This is a genomic window from Nocardia sp. NPDC005745, from assembly GCF_040630775.1.
Taxonomy (GTDB): domain Bacteria; phylum Actinomycetota; class Actinomycetes; order Mycobacteriales; family Mycobacteriaceae; genus Nocardia.
Genome location: NZ_JBEXYF010000001.1, coordinates 197,297 through 215,400 on the forward strand (window position 1 = coordinate 197,297; position 18,104 = coordinate 215,400).

An 18,104-nucleotide genomic window follows, 5' to 3' on the forward strand; every position below is an offset into this window, starting at 1 on the left:
TCATGTCCGGTCCTCGTACCCGCGCCGGAACGCGCCCGGCGCGTTCACCACCCCGGGCGTCTTCAACCGCGCCGACGAGCTCAGCTGCCACGGCACGCTGGTCACCATCACGCCCGGTTCGAACAGCAGCCTGCCCTTCAACCGTAGGGCGCTCTGGTTGTGCAGTACTTGCTCCCACCAACGGCCCACCACGTATTCGGGGATGAACACGGTCACCACGTCGCGCGGGGCGTCCTTGCGTACGCGCTTCACATAATCGAGCACCGGCTTGGTGATCTCGCGGTAGGGCGATTCGATCACTTTGAGGGGCACCGTGATATCACTGTTCTCCCATTCCCGCACCAGCGCCCTGGTGTCGGCCTCGTCGACGTTCACCGTCACCGCCTCCAGCGTGTCGGGGCGGCTGGCGCGCGCGTAGGCGAGGGCACGGCGGGTCGGCAGATGCAGCCGGGAGACCAGCACGATGGAATGCGAGCGGCTGGGCAGCACACCATCCCACTCCTGCTCGTCCAACTCCCGCGCGACGGAGTCGTAATGCCTGCGAATCAGCTTCATCACGATGAAGATCGCGACCATGGTGAAGATGGCGATGTAGGCGCCCGCGAAGAATTTGGTGATCAGCACGATCACCAGCACCGCTCCGGTCGCGCTGAGACCGACCGCGTTGATCACCCGCGATCGTTTCATCCGCGCGCGCTGCGCCGGGTCGGTCTCGGTGCGCAACAGGCGGGTCCAGTGCCGCAGCATGCCGGTCTGGCTCAGCACGAACGACACGAACACACCGACGATGTACAGCTGGATCAGCTTGGTGACTTCGGCGCCGAACAGCACCACGAACGCGATGGCCGCGCCGGAGAGGAACAGGATGCCGTTGCTGAACGCCAGCCGATCGCCTCTGGTGTGCAGCTGGCGCGGCAGGTAGCGGTCCTGCGCCAGGATCGAGCCGAGCACGGGGAACCCGTTGAACGCGGTGTTCGCGGCGAGCACGAGAATCAACGCCGTCACCGTCGTGATGAAGAAGAAGCCCACCGGGAATCCCTCGAACACCGTCTCGGCGAGCTGCGCGATCAGCGTCTTCTGGTGGTAGTCGGACGGCGCGCCGGTCAGGTCGGCGACGTTGTGCGCGTACACCACTCCGATCTTCTGGGCGAGGATGATGATGCCCATCAGCAGCACGATCGCGATCGTTCCCAGCAGCAGCAGAGTGGTGGCGGCATTGCGCGACTTGGGTTTGCGAAACGCGGGCACGCCGTTGCTGATCGCCTCGACACCGGTCAGCGCGGCACAGCCGGAGGAGAACGCGCGCGCGACGAGGAATGCGAACGCCAACCCGTAGAGATGCTCTTGCTCGGCGTTCAATCCGAAGCCCGCCGACTCGGCCCGCAACTCCTCCCCCAGCACGAAGATCCGGAACAGACCCCAACCGAGCATGACGAACATGCCCGCGATGAACGCGTAGGTCGGAATGGCGAACGTGGTGCCCGATTCCCGCACACCGCGCAGGTTCATCGCGGTGAGCAGGGCGATGGCCACGACGGCGAACAGCACCTTGTGGGTGGCGACGAAGGGAATGGCCGAGCCGATGTTGGACGCGGCCGAGGAGATCGATACCGCGACGGTGAGCACGTAGTCGACCAGCAGCGCGCTGCCCACGGTCAGGCCCGCGGTCGGCCCCAGATTCGTGGTGGCCACCTCGTAGTCGCCGCCGCCGGACGGGTAGGCGTGCACGTTCTGCCGGTAGCTGGCCACCACCACCGCCATGACGAAGGCGACCGCCAATCCGACCCACGGCGCGTACAGGTACGCCGACACTCCGGCGGCCGACAGCACGAGGAAGATCTCTTCGGGGGCATAGGCCACCGATGACATGGCATCGGAGGCGAACACCGGGAGGGCGATTCGCTTCGGCAGTAGCGTATGGCCCAGCGAGTCGCTACGGAAAGGCCTGCCCAGCAGCACTCGCTTCGCTGCCGTCGTCAACTTGGACACTGGAGCGAGCATAGGCCCCCGCACGGTGGATCGCGCGCGTGGCTCGCAGGTTTGCTCGCCGGCTGGAGGGGGAACGTGGCCGGTGGAATCATTCGACGGGTAGCGTTCGACCGAACAGCAAACCAGACCGAACACCATGGTTCCAGGAACGAGGTTGCACGGTGTACGTAGTGATCATGGGGTGCGGGCGCGTCGGCTCGTCGCTGGCCCAGGCCCTGGTCCGCGTAGGTCACGAAGTCACCGTGATCGACCGGGATCCCAGTGCCTTCCTGCGCCTGGGATCCGATTTCCCGGGTGAGCAGGTGACGGGGGTCGGATTCGATCGAGATGTGCTGATAAAGGCGGGAATCGAGCGGGCGAACGCGTTCGCGGCGGTCTCCTCCGGCGACAACTCGAACATCATCTCCGCCCGGGTCGCCCGGGAGATGTTCGGGGTGGAGCGCGTGGTCGCCCGCATCTACGACGCCAAGCGCGCCGCGGTCTACGAACGGCTCGGCATCCCGACCATCGCCACGGTCCCGTGGACCACCGACCGCTTCCTGCGCGCCCTCATCGGCGATACCGGCACCACCACCTGGCGCGACCCGACCGGAACGGTTGCCGTGACCCAGCTGACGCTGCACGAGGAGTGGTACGGCCGCACCGTGCGCGACTTGGAGCAGACCGTCGCGGCCAGGGTCGCGTTCATCATCCGGTTCGGCCAGGCACTGCTTCCCGACAGCAAGACCATCATCCAGGCCGACGACATCGTCTATGTGGCCGCCGCATCCGGCGCCGTGGGCGAAGCCGTCGCCTTGGCGACGAAGCCCCCAGCGAGCGAGGACTGAACATGAAAGTGGCCATCGCCGGAGCAGGCGCCGTCGGCCGATCGATCGCCAGGGAGCTGCTGCGTGGCGGCCACCGGGTGATGCTGCTGGAGCGCGAAGTCGAGCACATCGATTCCGCCGCGATACCGGACGCGGTCTGGGTGCACGCCGATGCGTGCGAACTGGCCCTGCTGGAGCAGGCCGGGCTGGAGACCTACGAGGTGGTCATCGCGGCCACCGGTGACGACAAGACGAACTTGGTGCACAGCCTGCTGGCCAAGACCGAGTTCGGCGTGCGCCGGGTGGTGGCGCGCGTGAACGACCCGCGCAACGAATGGCTCTTCGACGGTTCCTGGGGTGTGGACGTCGCGGTGTCCACACCCCGGCTGCTCGCCTCCCTCGTCGAGGAGGCGGTGTCGGTCGGCGATCTGGTGCGCCTGATGACGCTGCGCCAGGGTCAGGCGAATCTGGTCGAGATGACGCTGCCCGCGGACACCGCGCTGGCGGGCAAACCCGTGCGCACGCTCACCCTGCCACGCGATGCCGCCCTGGTGACCATCCTGCGCGGCGGTCGCGTGATCGTGCCGCAGCCCGACGACGCGCTGGAAGGCGACGACGAGCTGCTGTTCGTGACCTCGGTAGAGGCCGAGGAAGACCTCCGGCTGGAACTCGCCAACCACGGCATCAGGCCATAACGCCCCGAATACGGCCGGACGCGGGTTCGCACGTTCGCGGCGAAGCACCGCCGGAGAGCTATGCGGCCGGTTTCAGCTGCGCGCGCAGCTTGTTCAGCGCGCGGTGCTGCATCACCCGGACCACGCCCGGGCTGGTGCCGATGGCCTCGGCGGTCTGCGCCGCCGACCAGCCGAGCACGATGCGCATCACCAGCACCTCGCGGTGCGCGGGGGCCAGCACCTTCATGAGTTCTCTTGTGGCGGCCCGCCGTTCGGAGGCCAGCGCCCACTCCTCCGGCCCGGCGGCGGAGGACGCGTAGTCCGGCACATCGGCCATCGGGTACGCGGGGTGCTGCTGCGAGCGGCGGAACGCGTCGGCGACCTTGTTGGCCGAGATGCCGTAGACGAAGGCCAGGAACGACTTGCCCTGGTCGCGGTAGCGCGGGATGGCGTTGACGGTGGCCAGCAGGATCTCCTGGACCACGTCGTCGGCGGTGACCTGCAGGTGAGCCGTATTGCCCAGGCGCGCGCCGCAGTAGCGCCGCACGAGCGGATGCACGATCCGGATGATCTCCGCGACCGCCCGGCGATCGCCCGCCGCCGCAGGCCCGATCAGCTTGTCCAGCTCGGCCGATACCCGTCGGCTCTCCGAGAGAGCGGGATGGTGGTTCTTGGGCAGCGCCGCGGTGTTGTGCTCGGTAGCCACGTCCGAGTCCTTTCTTGCCGATCAGTGCGTGTTTTTCGGTACGCATAGATCGTCTGAGAAACTCGGAGGGGCGACCAGGCACCCCAGGGTGGGGAAGCACCCACCTCCGCGGTGGGACTTATCCCACCCCTGTGCATTTCGCCTGGCGGCGGCGGAGGGTTAACAGCTCAAGCCGGTCCGGCCGCGACCACCGACTTGGTGGGCAGGTGCCCGGCGCGACGCACCGCCCACACGGTGACGCCCAGCGCCACCGCGGTCAGCGGCCAGCCCATCGCGATGCGGGCGAAGGCGAGCCAGCCGGTGCGGTCGGTGTCGTAGAGCTGCGACTGCACCAGGTAGCGGGCCCCGAACACCACGATCCAGGTAGCGGTGGCCAGGTCGTAGAGGCGCACCGAGCGCGGATCGGACCGCCAGTCGGAGCCGTGCCCGTTCAGCACGCCCCAGATCACGCCGACCAACGGCCTGCGGACCAGGATGGACGCGAGGAACACCCCCGCGTACACGAGGCTGGTGTAGATGCCGAAGAGGAAGAAACCCTTGGCCTCGCCCATCCGGTAGGCGATGAAGGCGCAGATGCCGACGCCGAAGAAGCCGGAGATGGCGGGCTGGATGGGATCGTGCCGCACCAGGCGCCAGACGAGGATGGCGGCGGCCACGCCGAGGGCCGCCCAGATGGCGGCGGTCAGCCCGGCGAGGCTGTTCACGGGAACGAACACGACAACCGGAAGCGTCGAGTAGATCAGGCCGCTGAAGCCGCCGAGTTGTTCGAGGAGGGTCTGTTCGGCACGTTCCTCGTCACGATCGGGCACATTCAGCCCGGTGCGGTCGTCCGATCCTGCGTTGTCGTCGCTCAATGGCATACGTCAGCTGTTCCCGCGCAATTCGTAGTAGGGGTTGAAGATCACTTTGCGGCCGTCACGGTCGCCGACCCGGCCACGGACGAGGATGCGCCGCCCCGGCTCGATGCCGGGAATGCGCCTGCGCCCGATCCAGACCAGTGTGATCGCGTCGGTGCCGTCGAAGAACTCGGCCTGGACGCTGGCGCCCGCCGACTTGGGACATGCTTCGACACTGCGAAGCCTACCGAGCATGGTGGCCTCGTCACCGCGCCGACACTCCGACGCGCGCGAGGCACCCGAGGCCTCGGAGGTCTCGGCCAGTTCTTCGGCGTCCAGCTGATCGAGGTCCTGGGTCAGCCTGCGGCCCAGACGTCGAAAATACCCTGAGGCTGCGGATGACATTGTGCACGCTCTCCTGCATAGAGCAGATGGCGTGGGTCGCACACCATCGTGAGGGATCCGATCCGCACGACCCGCTGCGGCCGTACAACGCCACTGTAGATGGGCGGGGCCACCCCCGCTACGCTCGGACCGATGTTCGACTCCCCACACCCCGCTCGCGTCGTGGCGCTGCCCGGCACCGGATCCGACGCCGATTTCGCCCGGCGCGCATTCGGGCCCGCCTGTGCCGCACGCGGCTGGGATTTCGTCGCGGTGGAACCGGACCCCCGCCGGGTGGTGGCGAGCTGCCTTGCCGCGCTGGAGGCGGCGTCCGGCTCCGGTCCGATGCTGGTCGCGGGCATCTCGCTCGGTGCGGCGATCGCAATGGAATGGGCCGCCGAGCACCCGGATCGCGTCGTGGGAGTCGTGGCGGCGCTGCCCGCCTGGACCGGCCCCGATACCGCCGCCTGCCCAGCGGCACTGAGCGCGGCGGCCACCGCCGCACAGCTGCGCACCGACGGTCTGGCCGCGGTGACCGACCGGATGCGCGAGAGCAGCCCGCGGTGGCTGGCCGACGCGCTGACCCAGTCGTGGCGGGCGCAGTGGCCGGATCTTCCGCAGGCGCTGGAAGAGGCCGCCGACTACAAGTGGCCCGCCGCCGAGTTGCTTGCCACGTTCGAGCCGCCGCTCGCGGTGGTCACCGCGGTCGACGACCCGGTGCATCCGCACGCCGTCGCCGAGGAGTGGGCGGCGCTGGCCCCGCGCTCGCGGCTGCACCGGATCACCCTGGACGAACTCGGCGCCGACCCCGCGATCCTGGGACACGCGGGTATCGGCGCCTTCTGGTGAGTTCGTCGGCTCAGTTCAGGCCGAGCTGCTGCATGGCCGACCCGTCCGCGCCGCGACGCGGGCCCTGCGGCATCCGCGATACCGCGGGCTGCGCGCCGGTCTGCGCCGCCACCTGCGCGGCCATCGCCTGCTGCTGAGCTTCCACCTGCTGTTGATGGGCCGCGGCCAGCTGCTCGGCCAGCTGCTGGGGCAGCACCACCGGCAGCGGCTCCCGTACCGGCAGCGGGTCCTCGCCACGCCGCACGACCGTCTCGCTCAGGATGGCCCGCGCCGCCTTCACCAGCGGGGTGCCGTCGTTCGCCGCGCCGGAGGGACCCGCCGCGACCAGCCGCACCATCCAGCGATAGCCGTCCACGCCGATGAAACGCAGGTCCGCGCCTTCGGTCAGCGCCAGCAATTCCCGGCCCCACGGTCCGTTCTCGACCGACACCCGGGCGCCGTCCTTGCGCAGCGAGTCGGCCAGATCCGCGGCGACCAGCCGCCATTGGCCCGTGGTCTTCGGCGCGGCGTAGGCCGCGACGGTGATCCGGCCGTGCTCGGTGGCCAGGTGCACCGCTTGCGGTTGCCCCTCCGGTGTCATCTCGACCTGCAACTGACCGCCCGGCGGGACCGGCAACAGCACCGACCCGAGATCCAGCCGCTGCTCGGACACCTCGTCCAGCAGTTCGGCGACCTCGTCGTAGTCGTACGGGCCCGGCCGGCCGTGCGGCCGGTCGACGTTCAGATCCACGCCCTCGTAGGAGCGCTCGTCGGTGGGGGCGTCGTCGTAGAACTCGTCGTCGTACTCGTCGGCGTAGGCGGACTCGTAGTCGGCGTAGTCGTCCGCCTCGTCGTACCGGTCGTCCGCGGCCCGGCTCGCGTTCTTTCTCTTCCCGAACATTCCCGTCATGCCTCCTTGCCGGTCGTCCGGCCCACCCCGTTCGTCGGTGCGGTCAGGCTCACGTGACCACCGCTCGAGCCGTACCCGCCCGCCCCCCGGGTCGTCTCGTCGAGCGTGTCGACCTCCACGAAATCCACCAGTTCCACTCGCTGCACCAGCAGTTGCGCGATCCGGTCGCCACGACGCAACTCGATCGGCGTGCGCGGGTCGTGGTTGATCAGGCATACCTTGATCTCGCCCCGGTACCCCGCGTCGACCGTGCCCGGAGTGTTCACCACCGACAGCCCGGTCTTGGCCGCCAGACCCGAGCGCGGATGGATCAGGCCGACCGTGCCGACCGGTAGCGCGACGGCGACACCGGTGCCGACCAGCACCCGCTCCCCCGGCTCCAGGATGACGTCTTGCGTGGTGCACAGATCCACGCCCGCGTCGCCCGCATGGGCGCGCGTTGGCACGGGGATGCCGGGGTCCAGCCGCAGCAAAGGTATGGGTGAAAGTGCGCTCACGTTGGACGAGCCTACGCGTAGGCTGTTTGCCCTCGTGACTTAGTGTTGACTCGTGTCGGACCAGCCCAATCCCATGACCATGGACGAGAAAAAGCAGCCCGCGCAGCACTACCGGGAGCGCCTGTGGGTGCCGCTGTGGTGGTGGCCGGTGGCGTTCGCCGTCACCGGATTGCTCGCGGCGGAGATCCACATGGGCGCGCCGGGTCTGCGGGCATGGCTGCCCTATGCGCTGTTGTTCCCGGTGCCGGTCTGGGTGCTGCTGTGGCTGAGCCGGCACCGCGTCGAAGTGGCGCCGGACGCGAACGGCACACCGGAACTGCGCGCCGATCGCGCACATCTACCGGTGAACTTCGTTGCCCGCGCGGCCGCCGTCGCCCCCACCGCGAAAAGCGCGGCGCTGGGTCGCCAGCTCGACCCCGCCGCTTATGTCCAGCATCGCCCCTGGATCGGGCCGATGGTATTGCTCGTGCTCGACGACCCGGACGATCCGACGCCGTACTGGCTGGTCAGTACGCGGCGACCCGAACGGGTCCTTGCCGCGCTCGGTCTACCGAGCGCGGGCTGACACTCTGCTCGATCTCGTCGAGATCAGGCGGCGCAATCCATGCAGATCATCTGGCCGCCCTTCTCACTGGCCAGCCTGCTCCGGTGATGAACCAGGAAACAGCTGGAACAGGTGAACTCGTCGGCCTGCTTCGGGATCACCCGAACCGTCAGCACTTCCTCGGACAGGTCGGCGCCGGGAAGCTCGAACGACTCCGCGGTATCGGATTCGTCGATATCCACGACGGCGGACTGTGCCTCGTTACGACGAGCCTTCAGCTCCTCCAGCGAATCCTCCGACACGTCGTCGGTTTCGGTGCGCCTCGGTGCGTCATAGTCGGTTGCCATGTCGTCTTCCCCTCGTCCTAACTCCGTATATCCCGGACCGGTCCGCTCACACCCGATTCCTGCCGGAATCGGCGCGACCGGTACCGCCCCGCCGGTGGTGCACGTCACACGTACACCGGTCGCCTATCAGGGCGGATCATGTCGATCCACTCCTGATAGCGCTGGGTAAACGCAGGACATGCCCTTCTTGTTCCCGCGACCGACCACTGATTTCCGCACCGGCGATTCGATCTGGGCCGCCAGACAATAGCGGACCCCGGAGGAAAAGTCGCAATCAAAACACAGCCGAGTCGAAAATGAGGGCCAATCGACACCATCTGGGGAACGCACCGAGACCTTGCGCCCGGGTCGCCGTCAGATTTTCGTAGAGTGTGCTGGTGGTTTCACTGATCACCGAAGGTACCTCGACGGATCCGCATGGGCGGCCGTTCCTGCGTCGCCGCCCCCAGCCCTGGCTCATCATGCTCGGCGTTCTCGCTCTGATCTGCGGGATCGTCTGGGTCAAAGCCCTCACGACGCACGACGCCGACCACACCGCGATGGCGTGCAACTCGCCCAGCCCCGCGTCGGATCCCGGTGCGCCGCAACCGGCTCCGCTCGGCCAGCGGGTCGGCGCCGGCCGGCTGCAGGACGTGGAACCAGCCCCGCTGGCGGCGAGCAAGGTGCGCGTGCTCAACGCGAACAACCAGCGCGGCCAGGCCGCGCATGTCGCCGCCCAGCTCGGCGACCTCGGCTTCGCGAGCGCACCCGGAACGCAATACGGCAACGATTCGGTATACGTCAACGGCGACCTGGAATGCACCGGGCAGGTTCGCTTCGGCGTCAACGGCCGTCCGGCCGCCGCCGCGGTGCAGTTGGTCGCGCCGTGTGCCGAGCTGATCGAGGATCAGCGCGGCGACGACACCGTCGATCTGGTGCTCGGCTCGCTGTTCCGGGACATCCGGCCCAGCAACGACGCGGAGGAAGTGCTGCGTTCGCTCAAGAACCCGGCGCCGGGCAACTCCACATCCATCGATGTCAAGTTGCTCGACGCCGCGCGGCAGGCCCGCTGCTGATCAGCGGTCCGGAATCGGCTCGGTAGCACCCACCCGGGCCAGCAGTTCGCCCAATTCCTCGGCGATGCCGGGCGCGGCGGCCACCACCAGGTCGCCGTCGGTGCCCGGCGCCGTCGCGGGCGGAAGCGTCAGCCGCGCGCCCGCCTCCGCGGCGATCAACGCGCCCGCGCCCCAGTCCCAGGCGTTCAATCCGTGCTCGTAATAGGCGTCCACCCGGCCCGCCGCGACATGACACAGATCCAGCGCCGCCGCGCCGAACCGGCGGATGTCGCGCACGTGCGGCAGCACCTGCGCGACCAGCTCGGCCTGCCTGGTCCTGCGCTGCCTGCCGTAGGCGAATCCGGTGGCCACCAACGACATCGCGACCGATTCGACGGGCGTACAACTCAGATGCTCCACCACGCCGTCGGCGTCGACCCGCAGCGCACCGAGCCCGAGCCCGGCGCTGTAGGTGGCCGCCCGCGCGACGTCCACCACGGCGCCCGCGACCGGCCGCCCGCCACGCAGCGCGGCCACCGATACGGCGTAGCCGGGGACGCCGTAGAGGAAGTTGACGGTGCCGTCGATCGGATCCACCACCCAGTGGACGGTGTCCGCGCTGGCGTCGTCGAGGCTGCCGCCGCCCTCCTCGCCGAGGATCGGGTCGCCGGGGCGCTGTTCGGCGAGCAGTTTTCGGATCAGATCTTCGGTCTCGGTGTCCACGATGGTCACCGGGTCGGTCTCGTGACTCTTGGACTGCACGGCCCCTTCGGCGTGCGCGCCCGCGGGCCCGAACACCTCGGGGCGGCGGGCACGGACATGGGCGGCGGCCGTCTCGGCGATGTCGACCGCGACGCGACGCAGGTCGGCTTCGTCGCCACGCGCGACGATCGAGACGAAGGAGTCGGGGGTGTAGTCGGACACTGGCGATGAGGTTTCCGGCACGTCCTCCATCGCATCACACATCCTCGCCGAACGCCCAGCCCCGTGGTCCCATTACTCTTGTCGTGCACGACACAGCGCCGTCGTCGGGCATCCCATTCGCAGCGCCCGCAGCGGCGTCGTGGGCCCCGTGCAGCGCTGTCATCACACCGGCCAGCACAGGGAACGAGGGGTTAGTCATGTCCGCTCGGGGGCACGCATTCGGCATCGACATCGGCGGCAGCGGCGTCAAAGGCGCCGCGGTCGATCTGGCCACCGGCGAGTTGGTCCACGAGCGGATCAAGATCGCGACGCCGCACCCCGCGACACCGGGTGCCGTGGCGGAGGCGGTGGCCGAACTGGTCGCCGAGGCCGAGTGGACCGGGCCGGTCGGCCTCACGCTGCCCGCGGTGGTGACCGGCGGAGTGGCGCGCACCGCGGCGAACATCGACAAATCCTGGATCGGGACCGACGCGCGGGCGCTGTTCTCCACCGCGCTCGGCGGCCGTCCGGTCACCGTGCTCAACGACGCGGACGCGGCGGGCATGGCCGAGGACCGCTACGGCGCGGCAAGCGATTTCGCCGGTCTGGTGCTGCTGCTGACCTTCGGCACCGGCATCGGTTCCGCGTTGCTCTACCACGGCACGCTGGTGCCCAACACCGAGCTCGGCCACCTGGAGGTCCAGGGCATGGAGAGCGAGCACCGCGCGGCGGCCTCGATCAAGGAACGTGACGGCCTGAGCTACGAGCAGTGGGCAGCGCAGGTCAGCCTGGTGCTGACCACGCTGGAGGACCTGTTCTTCCCCGTCGTCTTCGTCGCGGGCGGGGGCATCAGCCGCGACGCCGAGCAGTGGATCCCGCTGCTCACCAATCGGACCCCCGTCATCCCGGCCCGCCTGCGCAACACCGCGGGCATCGTCGGCGCCGCCATGGCGATCGCGGGAGGAGTCGCACCGTGAGGCGCGCGGGTACGGCGAGGATGCCGCCACCGGCATCGTGCCGTAGGTACCCTGGTTAGATCGTTACAATGGAACGTGCCCGGCTGAGCCGGAGAAACCCCGACCGGCCCTCCGCCGGTGAAACCCGACAGATCGCTCCGCCGGAACACTACTCTGGCGTGACGCCGCACGAGACCGTCACGAAAGGGCGTACGTGGTAGCCACGAATACCCGTCAGACCGCCGACTCGGCCGATGCCGACTCCGCAGATGTAAACGCAGCACGGCCGGTCCGTAAGGCTGCCGCGAAGAAGGCTCCGGCGAAGAAGGCCGCCGCCAAGAAGGCGCCTGCCAAGAAGGCCGCGAAGGCGGCCAAGGCTCCGGCGAAGAAGGCCACCACCAAAAAGGCGGGCCCGGACGGCGAGCCCGGCACCGACGAGGCGATCGAGGACGAGTCGCTCGATCTCGATGATCTCGGCGATCTGGAAGTCTCCGAAGAGGACCTCACCGAGGGCGACGAACTGGTCGACGTGGCCGGGGAGGCGGAGACCGAGGAAGCCGAGGAACCGACGCCCGCGGACAAGGCCTCCGGCGACTTCGTCTGGGACGAGGAGGAGTCCGAGGCGCTGCGGCAGGCCCGCAAGGACGCCGAACTCACCGCCTCGGCCGACTCGGTCCGCGCCTACCTCAAGCAGATCGGCAAGGTCGCGCTGCTCAACGCCGAGGAGGAGGTCGAACTCGCCAAGCGGATCGAGGCGGGCCTCTACGCCGCGGAGAAGGTGCGCGAGTTCGCCGAGCAGGGCGAGAAGCTGCCGGTCGCGATGCGCCGCGACTACAACTGGATCGTCCGCGACGGCAACCGGGCCAAGAACCACCTGCTCGAGGCCAACCTGCGCCTGGTCGTCTCGCTGGCCAAGCGCTACACCGGCCGCGGCATGGCGTTCCTCGACCTGATCCAGGAGGGCAACCTGGGTCTGATCCGCGCGGTGGAGAAGTTCGACTACACCAAGGGCTACAAGTTCTCCACGTACGCCACCTGGTGGATCCGGCAGGCCATCACCCGCGCCATGGCCGACCAGGCCCGCACCATCCGCATCCCGGTGCACATGGTGGAGGTCATCAACAAGCTCGGCCGCATCCAGCGTGAGCTGCTCCAGGATCTCGGCCGCGAGCCGACGCCGGAGGAACTGGCCAAGGAAATGGACATCACGCCGGAGAAGGTGCTGGAGATCCAGCAGTACGCGCGTGAACCCATCTCGCTGGACCAGACCATCGGTGACGAGGGCGACAGCCAGCTCGGTGACTTCATCGAGGACTCCGAGGCCGTCGTCGCCGTGGACGCGGTGAGCTTCACGCTGCTGCAGGACCAGCTCCAGTCGGTGCTGGAGACGCTGTCGGAGCGCGAGGCGGGCGTTGTCCGGCTGCGCTTCGGGCTCACCGACGGCCAGCCCCGCACCCTCGACGAGATCGGCCAGGTCTACGGGGTCACCCGTGAACGCATCCGCCAGATCGAGTCCAAGACCATGAGCAAGCTGCGCCATCCCAGCCGCTCCCAGGTCCTGCGCGACTACCTCGACTAGATCGCACAGCCTCGACGCCCGTATTCGTCGCGCCGCTCGATTCCTCCAGCGGCCGGCGGATGCGGGCGTCGCCCTTCGGGTGACCCGGGTCGCTCGTGTGAGCGCTCGATCGGATTCCGGATCCCTCGCTGCGGCCCGTGGGCCGATCGTGGGGCGACTTCCGCCTGGTTCGTACGGACAACCCTCGCTCGTGCCGTGACGGAGCGCACACGGGGCCGCACGGCAGACGTACGCCCGGCGCGGCAGACTTGCGGGGTGGTTGCCCCGCCCTCGACTTCGCCCGTACCGCGGTCGCCGTGGACGCAGACCGCCGACCTGCGCGCCGAACTGCGTGACACCTGGGTCTGGCTACGCCGTCCCGAATCGCCGCGCCGGCTCCTGCCCGCGATCCGAGGGCATCTGGGCGCCGCGCCCGCGAGCACCGCGTACGCGTTCACGCTGTTCGTCACATGGTGGACGTTGCGCGGGGTCGGGGACTCGGTGGAGCGCAGACTGATCTTCTCGGCGTCGACCAATCTGTACAACATGCGGCACAACCCGGTTCAGGTGCTGGTCGCCTCGGCGTTCTGGACCGAAGGCGGTTTTCCCTGGGCGACCATCGCCGGTTTCCTGGTCGTCATGGCCTATGCGGAGCGCTGGCTGGGCACCGGGCGCTGGATTCTGCTGTTCGCGACCGGCCACATCGGGGCGACGCTGCTGACCGTCACCGGCATCGCCCATGCCATCGACCGCGGCGTCATTCCCTTGCGAGTGGCTGTCGCCGCGGATGTCGGCACCAGTTACGGGTTCTCGGCCGTGCTCGCGGCGCTGGCGTTCCGGTTCCGTGGCAGGGTGCGAGCGGTGTGGGCCGGGACGATCCTCGTGGCGCTCGGCGCGGCGCTGTGGGTGGAGCCGACTTTCACCGACTACGGCCATCTGTGCGCCGCCGTGATCGGGCTGGCGGTCGGCGCGACCGCGAGCCTGTTCTGGCACCGGCTGGAACGGACGGCCGCGCGCAAGGCCCGCTGGGCGCGGAGCTGATCAGGACACCGAAGGCTCGGGACGGCCGCGGTTGCGCAACAGCCCGACCATCGGCTCGACCACGCGCGCCGCGATCGGACCCAGCACCGCCATCAGCAGGACGTAGGTCGAGGCGAGCGCGGTGAGCTGACCGTCCATCGCGCCCGCGCTCACGGCCAGTCCCGCGATGACGATGGAGAATTCCCCCCGGGCGACCAGGGCCGCGCCCGCGCGAGCACGGCCGAGGTGCCGGATGCCCTCCCGCGCCGCGGCCCACCACCCGGTCGCCACCTTCGTCACGACACTGATCACAGCGAGCACGATTGCCCACCCCAGTACCGGGGGAATCGATCGAAGGTCGGTGCTCAAGCCGAACGCCACGAAGAAGATGGCCGCGAACAGGTCGCGCAGCGGTTCGAGCATCTTCACCGCCGCGCGCGCGGTCGAGCCGGAGATCGCGATGCCGAGCAGGAACGCTCCGACCGCCGCCGACACGCTCAGCGCCGAGGAGGCGCCCGCCACCAGCAGCGCCGCGCCGAGCAGGGTGAGCAGGAAGACCTCCCGATCGGCGCTGTCCACGATCGCCGACACGTACCGTCCGTAGCGCAGGGCCACCACGAGGACCAGCGTGATGGTGACCAGCGCCACCGCCAGCGCGCGCAGCCCGCTGATCCAGCTCAGCCCGGCCAGGACCGTGGTGAGGATCGGCAGGTAGACCGCCATCGCCAAGTCCTCGAACACGAGGATGGACAGGATGACCGGTGTCTCCCGGTTGCCGAGGCGCCCGAGGTCGTCGAGGACTTTCGCCACGATGCCCGAGGACGAGATGTAGGTGACCCCCGCCATCGTGATCGCGCCGTTGAGGCCCCAGCCCAGCATCAGCGCCACTACCGCACCGGGGGACGCGTTGACCACGATGTCCATCAGACCGGCCGGCCAGGAACGGCGCAGCCCGGTCACCAATTCCACGGCCGTGTACTCCAGGCCGAGCAGCAACAGCAGCAGCACCACGCCGATCTCGCCCGCGACGTGGCCGAAGTCGTAGGCGGCCCGGAGTTCGACGAGACCGCCCTGGCCGAAGGCGAGGCCACCGAGCAGGTACAGCGGGATTGGCGACATACCGACTCGGCCTGCGACACGCCCTAGCATGCCGAGAACGAAAAGAACCCCTCCGAGCTCGATCAGGGCGAGCGCGGTGTCCGTCACGGCTCAGCCGTGCGTCAAGATCTTCGCGGCGGCATCCAAGCCCTCCGGCGTGCCGACGACCACGAGCAGATCGCCCGCGGTGAAAGTGAAATCGGGACCGGGCGAGGGATGCAGCTGCCCGGCCCGCATGACGGCGACGATGGAGACCTTCGTGCGGGTGCGCATCTCGGTCTCGCCGAGGGTGCGGCCGTCGTACGGGGAGTTGTCCCCGATCGGCAGCTGGCGCGTGGTGATCCCGGGCAGGTCCCGGTGGTCGTCGTTGAGTTTGGCGACCAGTTGCGGCGCGCCGAGCAGGTTGGCCAGGACCGCCGCTTCATCGGTGCTCAGCGGGATCTGGGCGGCACAGGCGTCGGGGTCCTCGAGCTTGGAGACGATCAGGTCGATATCACCGTCGCGGTGGGCGACCACGCCGATTCGGCGACCGGAGCGCACTTCGAAGTCCTTGCGGACACCGATGCCTGGCAGTGCGGTGACGTCGACGTTCACACCCTCCAGACTAACCGGATCACCCGGCCCGCGGCCCGATCGGTCATCACTTCGGCCGATGGCGCGTCGCGCGCGCTGTGCTGTGATGGAGGCGTGCGGCGTTGGTCGGAGGTGCCGGAGCGGACGCGGGATGCGCTGGGCGCGGTGATCGCGTTCGCCGGGGGCGCGGCGCTGTACCTCACCGGCCTGTCCACGATGACCGAGCGGGGCGAGCAGGTGTCGTCGTGGGTGCGTTTCGGCGTGCTCGCCGTGCTGTGCCTGGCGACCTTCGCCCGGCGCCGGACGCCGGTCGCGGCCATGCTGGGTGGGCTCCTGCCCCTGGCCGTGGACATCCGGCTCGGCGCCACGGTGTCGGTGTGGATCATCTACGCCGACCTGATCTACGCCGCCGTGCTCTACGGCGGGCGCCGGGCGTCACGGATCACGGCCCTGTCCTGGTCGGTGCTCTGCGGCATGGTCGTGGTGTCGGCCCTCGCGCTGACCGGCGACCTGCGCGCGGTCGCGTTGGCGTTGGTAGGGGCGTTCGGTTTCGTGGCGACGCCGATCTGGTGGGCGAGTTCGGTGCGCACGCACAAGGAGATCGCGCATGCCGAGCGCAGCCGGGCCCAGGCGCTCACCCTGGTCGCCGAACTCGACCGCCGCGCGGCCATCGCCGACGAGCGCACCACGATGGCGCGCGACCTGCACGACGTGATCGCGGGGCATCTGTCGGCCATCGCGCTGCACTCGGAGGCGGCGCTCGGGATGCTCGCCCGCCGCGACGCCGACCCCGCGGTGGCCGGAATCATGCGATCCATCCGTTCCAACAGCGTCAGCGCGCTGGAGGAGATGCGCACCATGATCGGGTTGCTGCGCAGCGACGACACCGCGGCGGAGGTCGCCGCACCGCGCACCCTCGCCCAGTTGCCGATCCTGGTGGACGCCGCACGCGCGGCGGGCATCTCGGTGCGAGTGCGCGAAGCGCTGGACGGCGCGGCGCTGCCCAGCGCGGTCGACCAGACCGCCTATCGCATCGTGCAGGAGGCTTTGACCAACGCTATGAAACACGCACCGGGACAGGAGGTCCGCATCGACGTGCGGGCCGAAGACGAGATGTTGAGGATATCCGTCCGCAACCGGACCGTATCGGCGCGGCCGCACCCGGCGGCCGCAGCCACGCGCCGCGGTCTGCCGAACATGCGCGAGCGAGCCGGGGCGCTCGGCGGAAGCTTGTGCGCCGGAACGGATTCCGGCCATTGGGAAGTCGTGGCCCGACTGCCGCTCGACTCCGCCGGTGCCGCATGACGATTCGAGTGGTGATCGCCGACGACCACGCCGCGATCCGTGCGGGCCTGCGGATGATCCTGGATGTCGAGGGCGACATCGAGGTGGTCGGCGAGGCGGCCGACGGCGATGTCGCGGTGGCGCAGGCCAGAGCGCTACGGCCGCAGGTGGTGCTGATGGACGTGCGGATGCCCGGGATGGACGGGATCGCCGCCACCGAGCGGATCACCGCCGACGGCCTGGCGAAGGTGCTCATCCTGACCACATTCGATGTGGACGAGTACGTCTTTCGCACGCTGCGCGCGGGCGCCTCGGGATTCGTGCTGAAATCCACGTCGGGGCGGGCGCTGGTCGAGGCGGTGCGCGCGGTGGCTGCGGGTGACGGCGTGCTGGCTCCGGAAGTGACGCCAGCGGTGATCTCGATATTCGCCGCGTCGAATCAGGCTGCCGCGCAACCGGCTCCCGCCGGGCTCGACGAACTCACCGACCGGGAACGCGAAGTGCTCGATTGTCTCGCCGACGGCCTGTCCAACGCGCAGATCGCAGGTCGGCTGTTCATCGGCGAAACGACCGTCAAGACACATGTCTCCCGGGTGCTGACGAAACTGGGTGTGCGGTCGCGGGTTCAAGCCGCCATCGTGGCGCGCGAGATCCGGGAGCGATAGTCACTCCGCACGGGGGGCGAATGTCCCGTCCGCCTCGGGCAGGTATTCCTCGACGCCCGTGACCGCTGCCACCGGCAGAGGCCCGTACAGGTGCGGGAAGAGCATCGCTTCCGGATCGGTCGGCACGCCCGGCTCCCATTCGATCGGCGACCCGACCCGACCGGGATCGATACGCAACAACACCAGATCGCGCCGTCCTCGGAACAACCGGTTTGCGGGCAGGTGCACCTGCTGCGGCGAGGAGAGATGGATGAATCCCGCTTCGGCGAGCGAGGGCGAACGGTACTCCCCCGTTTGCCGAGCGGAAAGCCATTCCTCCGAAGTGCATAGGTGAACAAGCGTGTGAGTGTCATAGGTCACGGGTAATCTCCCGGTAGACAACTGGATCGGTCGATCGAGGGTGTGACGCAGTGCACATCGGCGACAGGACCTGTGGCGTTCGCCCGTAGCGAAATCCCTGGTCGTGTTATCGAAAACACACTGCTTCATACG

At 69.0% G+C, this 18,104-nt stretch carries 21 protein-coding genes; 10 read left to right on the forward strand and 11 right to left on the reverse strand.

All coding sequences use genetic code 11. The features are described 5' to 3' along the window. Window positions 1-1,989, reverse strand: coding sequence for an APC family permease (locus ABZ420_RS00970; protein WP_357115817.1), 1,989 nt, complete (start codon window positions 1,987-1,989; stop codon window positions 1-3). A gap of 161 nt (window positions 1,990-2,150) precedes the next feature. Between ABZ420_RS00970 and ABZ420_RS00975 the strand changes: the two genes are divergently transcribed. Together ABZ420_RS00975 and ABZ420_RS00980 are read left to right on the forward strand one after the other, a co-directional pair. After that, entirely contained in the window at window positions 2,151-2,816 is a 666-nt protein-coding gene (locus ABZ420_RS00975; protein WP_357115820.1) for a TrkA family potassium uptake protein, read from the forward strand. A gap of 2 nt (window positions 2,817-2,818) precedes the next feature. Next, the gene (locus ABZ420_RS00980; protein ID WP_062977989.1) at window positions 2,819-3,490 is read left to right on the forward strand and encodes a TrkA family potassium uptake protein; all 672 of its coding nucleotides are present in this window, start codon (window positions 2,819-2,821) and stop codon (window positions 3,488-3,490) included. Window positions 3,491-3,548: 58 nt separating this feature from the next. On the opposite strand, the gene ABZ420_RS00985 is transcribed toward ABZ420_RS00980, so the two are convergent. The 3 genes from ABZ420_RS00985 to ABZ420_RS00995 all read right to left on the reverse strand — a co-directional run bounded on the left by ABZ420_RS00985 (window position 3,549) and on the right by ABZ420_RS00995 (window position 5,416). Beyond that, window positions 3,549-4,175, reverse strand: coding sequence for a sigma-70 family RNA polymerase sigma factor (locus ABZ420_RS00985; RefSeq protein WP_357115823.1), 627 nt, complete (start codon window positions 4,173-4,175; stop codon window positions 3,549-3,551). 167 nt (window positions 4,176-4,342) lie between these two features. Further along, complete coding sequence (locus tag ABZ420_RS00990) at window positions 4,343-5,035, reverse strand: DUF3159 domain-containing protein (RefSeq protein ID WP_357034214.1); 693 nt, start codon at window positions 5,033-5,035, stop codon at window positions 4,343-4,345. A gap of 3 nt (window positions 5,036-5,038) precedes the next feature. Continuing rightward, entirely contained in the window at window positions 5,039-5,416 is a 378-nt protein-coding gene (locus ABZ420_RS00995; protein WP_040867807.1) for an OB-fold nucleic acid binding domain-containing protein, read from the reverse strand. A gap of 132 nt (window positions 5,417-5,548) precedes the next feature. Between ABZ420_RS00995 and ABZ420_RS01000 the strand changes: the two genes are divergently transcribed. Further along, a complete protein-coding gene (locus ABZ420_RS01000) occupies window positions 5,549-6,244 on the forward strand; it encodes an alpha/beta fold hydrolase (RefSeq protein WP_357115826.1) in 696 nt (231 codons plus the stop codon). A 10-nt stretch (window positions 6,245-6,254) separates the two neighbouring features. Here ABZ420_RS01000 and ABZ420_RS01005 read toward each other — a convergent pair whose 3' ends face one another. Together ABZ420_RS01005 and dut are read right to left on the reverse strand one after the other, a co-directional pair. Further along, window positions 6,255-7,124, reverse strand: coding sequence for a DUF3710 domain-containing protein (locus ABZ420_RS01005; RefSeq protein ID WP_357115829.1), 870 nt, complete (start codon window positions 7,122-7,124; stop codon window positions 6,255-6,257). 5 nt (window positions 7,125-7,129) lie between these two features. Next, entirely contained in the window at window positions 7,130-7,630 is a 501-nt protein-coding gene (gene dut / locus ABZ420_RS01010) for a dUTP diphosphatase (protein ID WP_357115831.1), read from the reverse strand. A 79-nt stretch (window positions 7,631-7,709) separates the two neighbouring features. Between dut and ABZ420_RS01015 the strand changes: the two genes are divergently transcribed. Further along, window positions 7,710-8,195 carry a DUF3093 domain-containing protein gene (locus ABZ420_RS01015; protein WP_357116436.1) on the forward strand — a complete coding sequence of 162 codons (486 nt, stop codon included), beginning with the start codon at window positions 7,710-7,712 and terminating at the stop codon, window positions 8,193-8,195. Window positions 8,196-8,218: 23 nt separating this feature from the next. On the opposite strand, the gene ABZ420_RS01020 is transcribed toward ABZ420_RS01015, so the two are convergent. Then, a complete protein-coding gene (locus tag ABZ420_RS01020) occupies window positions 8,219-8,521 on the reverse strand; it encodes a DUF4193 domain-containing protein (protein WP_014986697.1) in 303 nt (100 codons plus the stop codon). A gap of 377 nt (window positions 8,522-8,898) precedes the next feature. On the opposite strand from ABZ420_RS01020, the gene cei reads away from it, so the two are divergent. Continuing rightward, window positions 8,899-9,576 (forward strand): envelope integrity protein Cei, encoded by a 678-nt coding sequence (cei, locus tag ABZ420_RS01025; protein WP_062977997.1) that lies wholly within the window; start codon window positions 8,899-8,901, stop codon window positions 9,574-9,576. On the opposite strand, the gene ABZ420_RS01030 is transcribed toward cei, so the two are convergent. After that, the gene (locus ABZ420_RS01030) at window positions 9,577-10,479 is read right to left on the reverse strand and encodes an inositol monophosphatase family protein (RefSeq protein WP_245660180.1); all 903 of its coding nucleotides are present in this window, start codon (window positions 10,477-10,479) and stop codon (window positions 9,577-9,579) included. Window positions 10,480-10,676: 197 nt separating this feature from the next. Here ABZ420_RS01030 and ppgK point away from each other — a divergent pair, with 197 nt between their 5' ends. The 3 genes from ppgK (at window position 10,677) to ABZ420_RS01045 (ending at window position 14,013) form a co-directional block, all read left to right on the forward strand. Next, window positions 10,677-11,435, forward strand: a complete 759-nt coding sequence (ppgK, locus tag ABZ420_RS01035) for a polyphosphate--glucose phosphotransferase (RefSeq protein ID WP_062977979.1) — start codon at window positions 10,677-10,679, stop codon at window positions 11,433-11,435. 193 nt (window positions 11,436-11,628) lie between these two features. After that, complete coding sequence (locus tag ABZ420_RS01040; RefSeq protein ID WP_357115836.1) at window positions 11,629-12,993, forward strand: RNA polymerase sigma factor; 1,365 nt, start codon at window positions 11,629-11,631, stop codon at window positions 12,991-12,993. A gap of 255 nt (window positions 12,994-13,248) precedes the next feature. After that, window positions 13,249-14,013, forward strand: coding sequence for a rhomboid-like protein (locus ABZ420_RS01045; RefSeq protein ID WP_357115839.1), 765 nt, complete (start codon window positions 13,249-13,251; stop codon window positions 14,011-14,013). On the opposite strand, the gene ABZ420_RS01050 is transcribed toward ABZ420_RS01045, so the two are convergent. Then, window positions 14,014-15,198 (reverse strand): cation:proton antiporter, encoded by a 1,185-nt coding sequence (locus tag ABZ420_RS01050; RefSeq protein WP_357115842.1) that lies wholly within the window; start codon window positions 15,196-15,198, stop codon window positions 14,014-14,016. A 3-nt stretch (window positions 15,199-15,201) separates the two neighbouring features. Continuing rightward, window positions 15,202-15,684 (reverse strand): cation:proton antiporter regulatory subunit, encoded by a 483-nt coding sequence (locus ABZ420_RS01055; RefSeq protein WP_357115845.1) that lies wholly within the window; start codon window positions 15,682-15,684, stop codon window positions 15,202-15,204. Between the two features lie 93 nt (window positions 15,685-15,777). Between ABZ420_RS01055 and ABZ420_RS01060 the strand changes: the two genes are divergently transcribed. Together ABZ420_RS01060 and ABZ420_RS01065 are read left to right on the forward strand one after the other, a co-directional pair. Next, the gene (locus ABZ420_RS01060; RefSeq protein WP_357115848.1) at window positions 15,778-16,968 is read left to right on the forward strand and encodes a histidine kinase; all 1,191 of its coding nucleotides are present in this window, start codon (window positions 15,778-15,780) and stop codon (window positions 16,966-16,968) included. Then, the gene (locus ABZ420_RS01065) at window positions 16,965-17,612 is read left to right on the forward strand and encodes a response regulator transcription factor (RefSeq protein WP_357115851.1); all 648 of its coding nucleotides are present in this window, start codon (window positions 16,965-16,967) and stop codon (window positions 17,610-17,612) included. The genes ABZ420_RS01060 and ABZ420_RS01065 overlap by 4 nt, the downstream gene beginning before the upstream one ends. On the opposite strand, the gene ABZ420_RS01070 is transcribed toward ABZ420_RS01065, so the two are convergent. Next, window positions 17,613-17,972 carry a DUF952 domain-containing protein gene (locus tag ABZ420_RS01070; protein WP_357115854.1) on the reverse strand — a complete coding sequence of 120 codons (360 nt, stop codon included), beginning with the start codon at window positions 17,970-17,972 and terminating at the stop codon, window positions 17,613-17,615. Window positions 17,973-18,104: the final 132 nt, after the last annotated feature.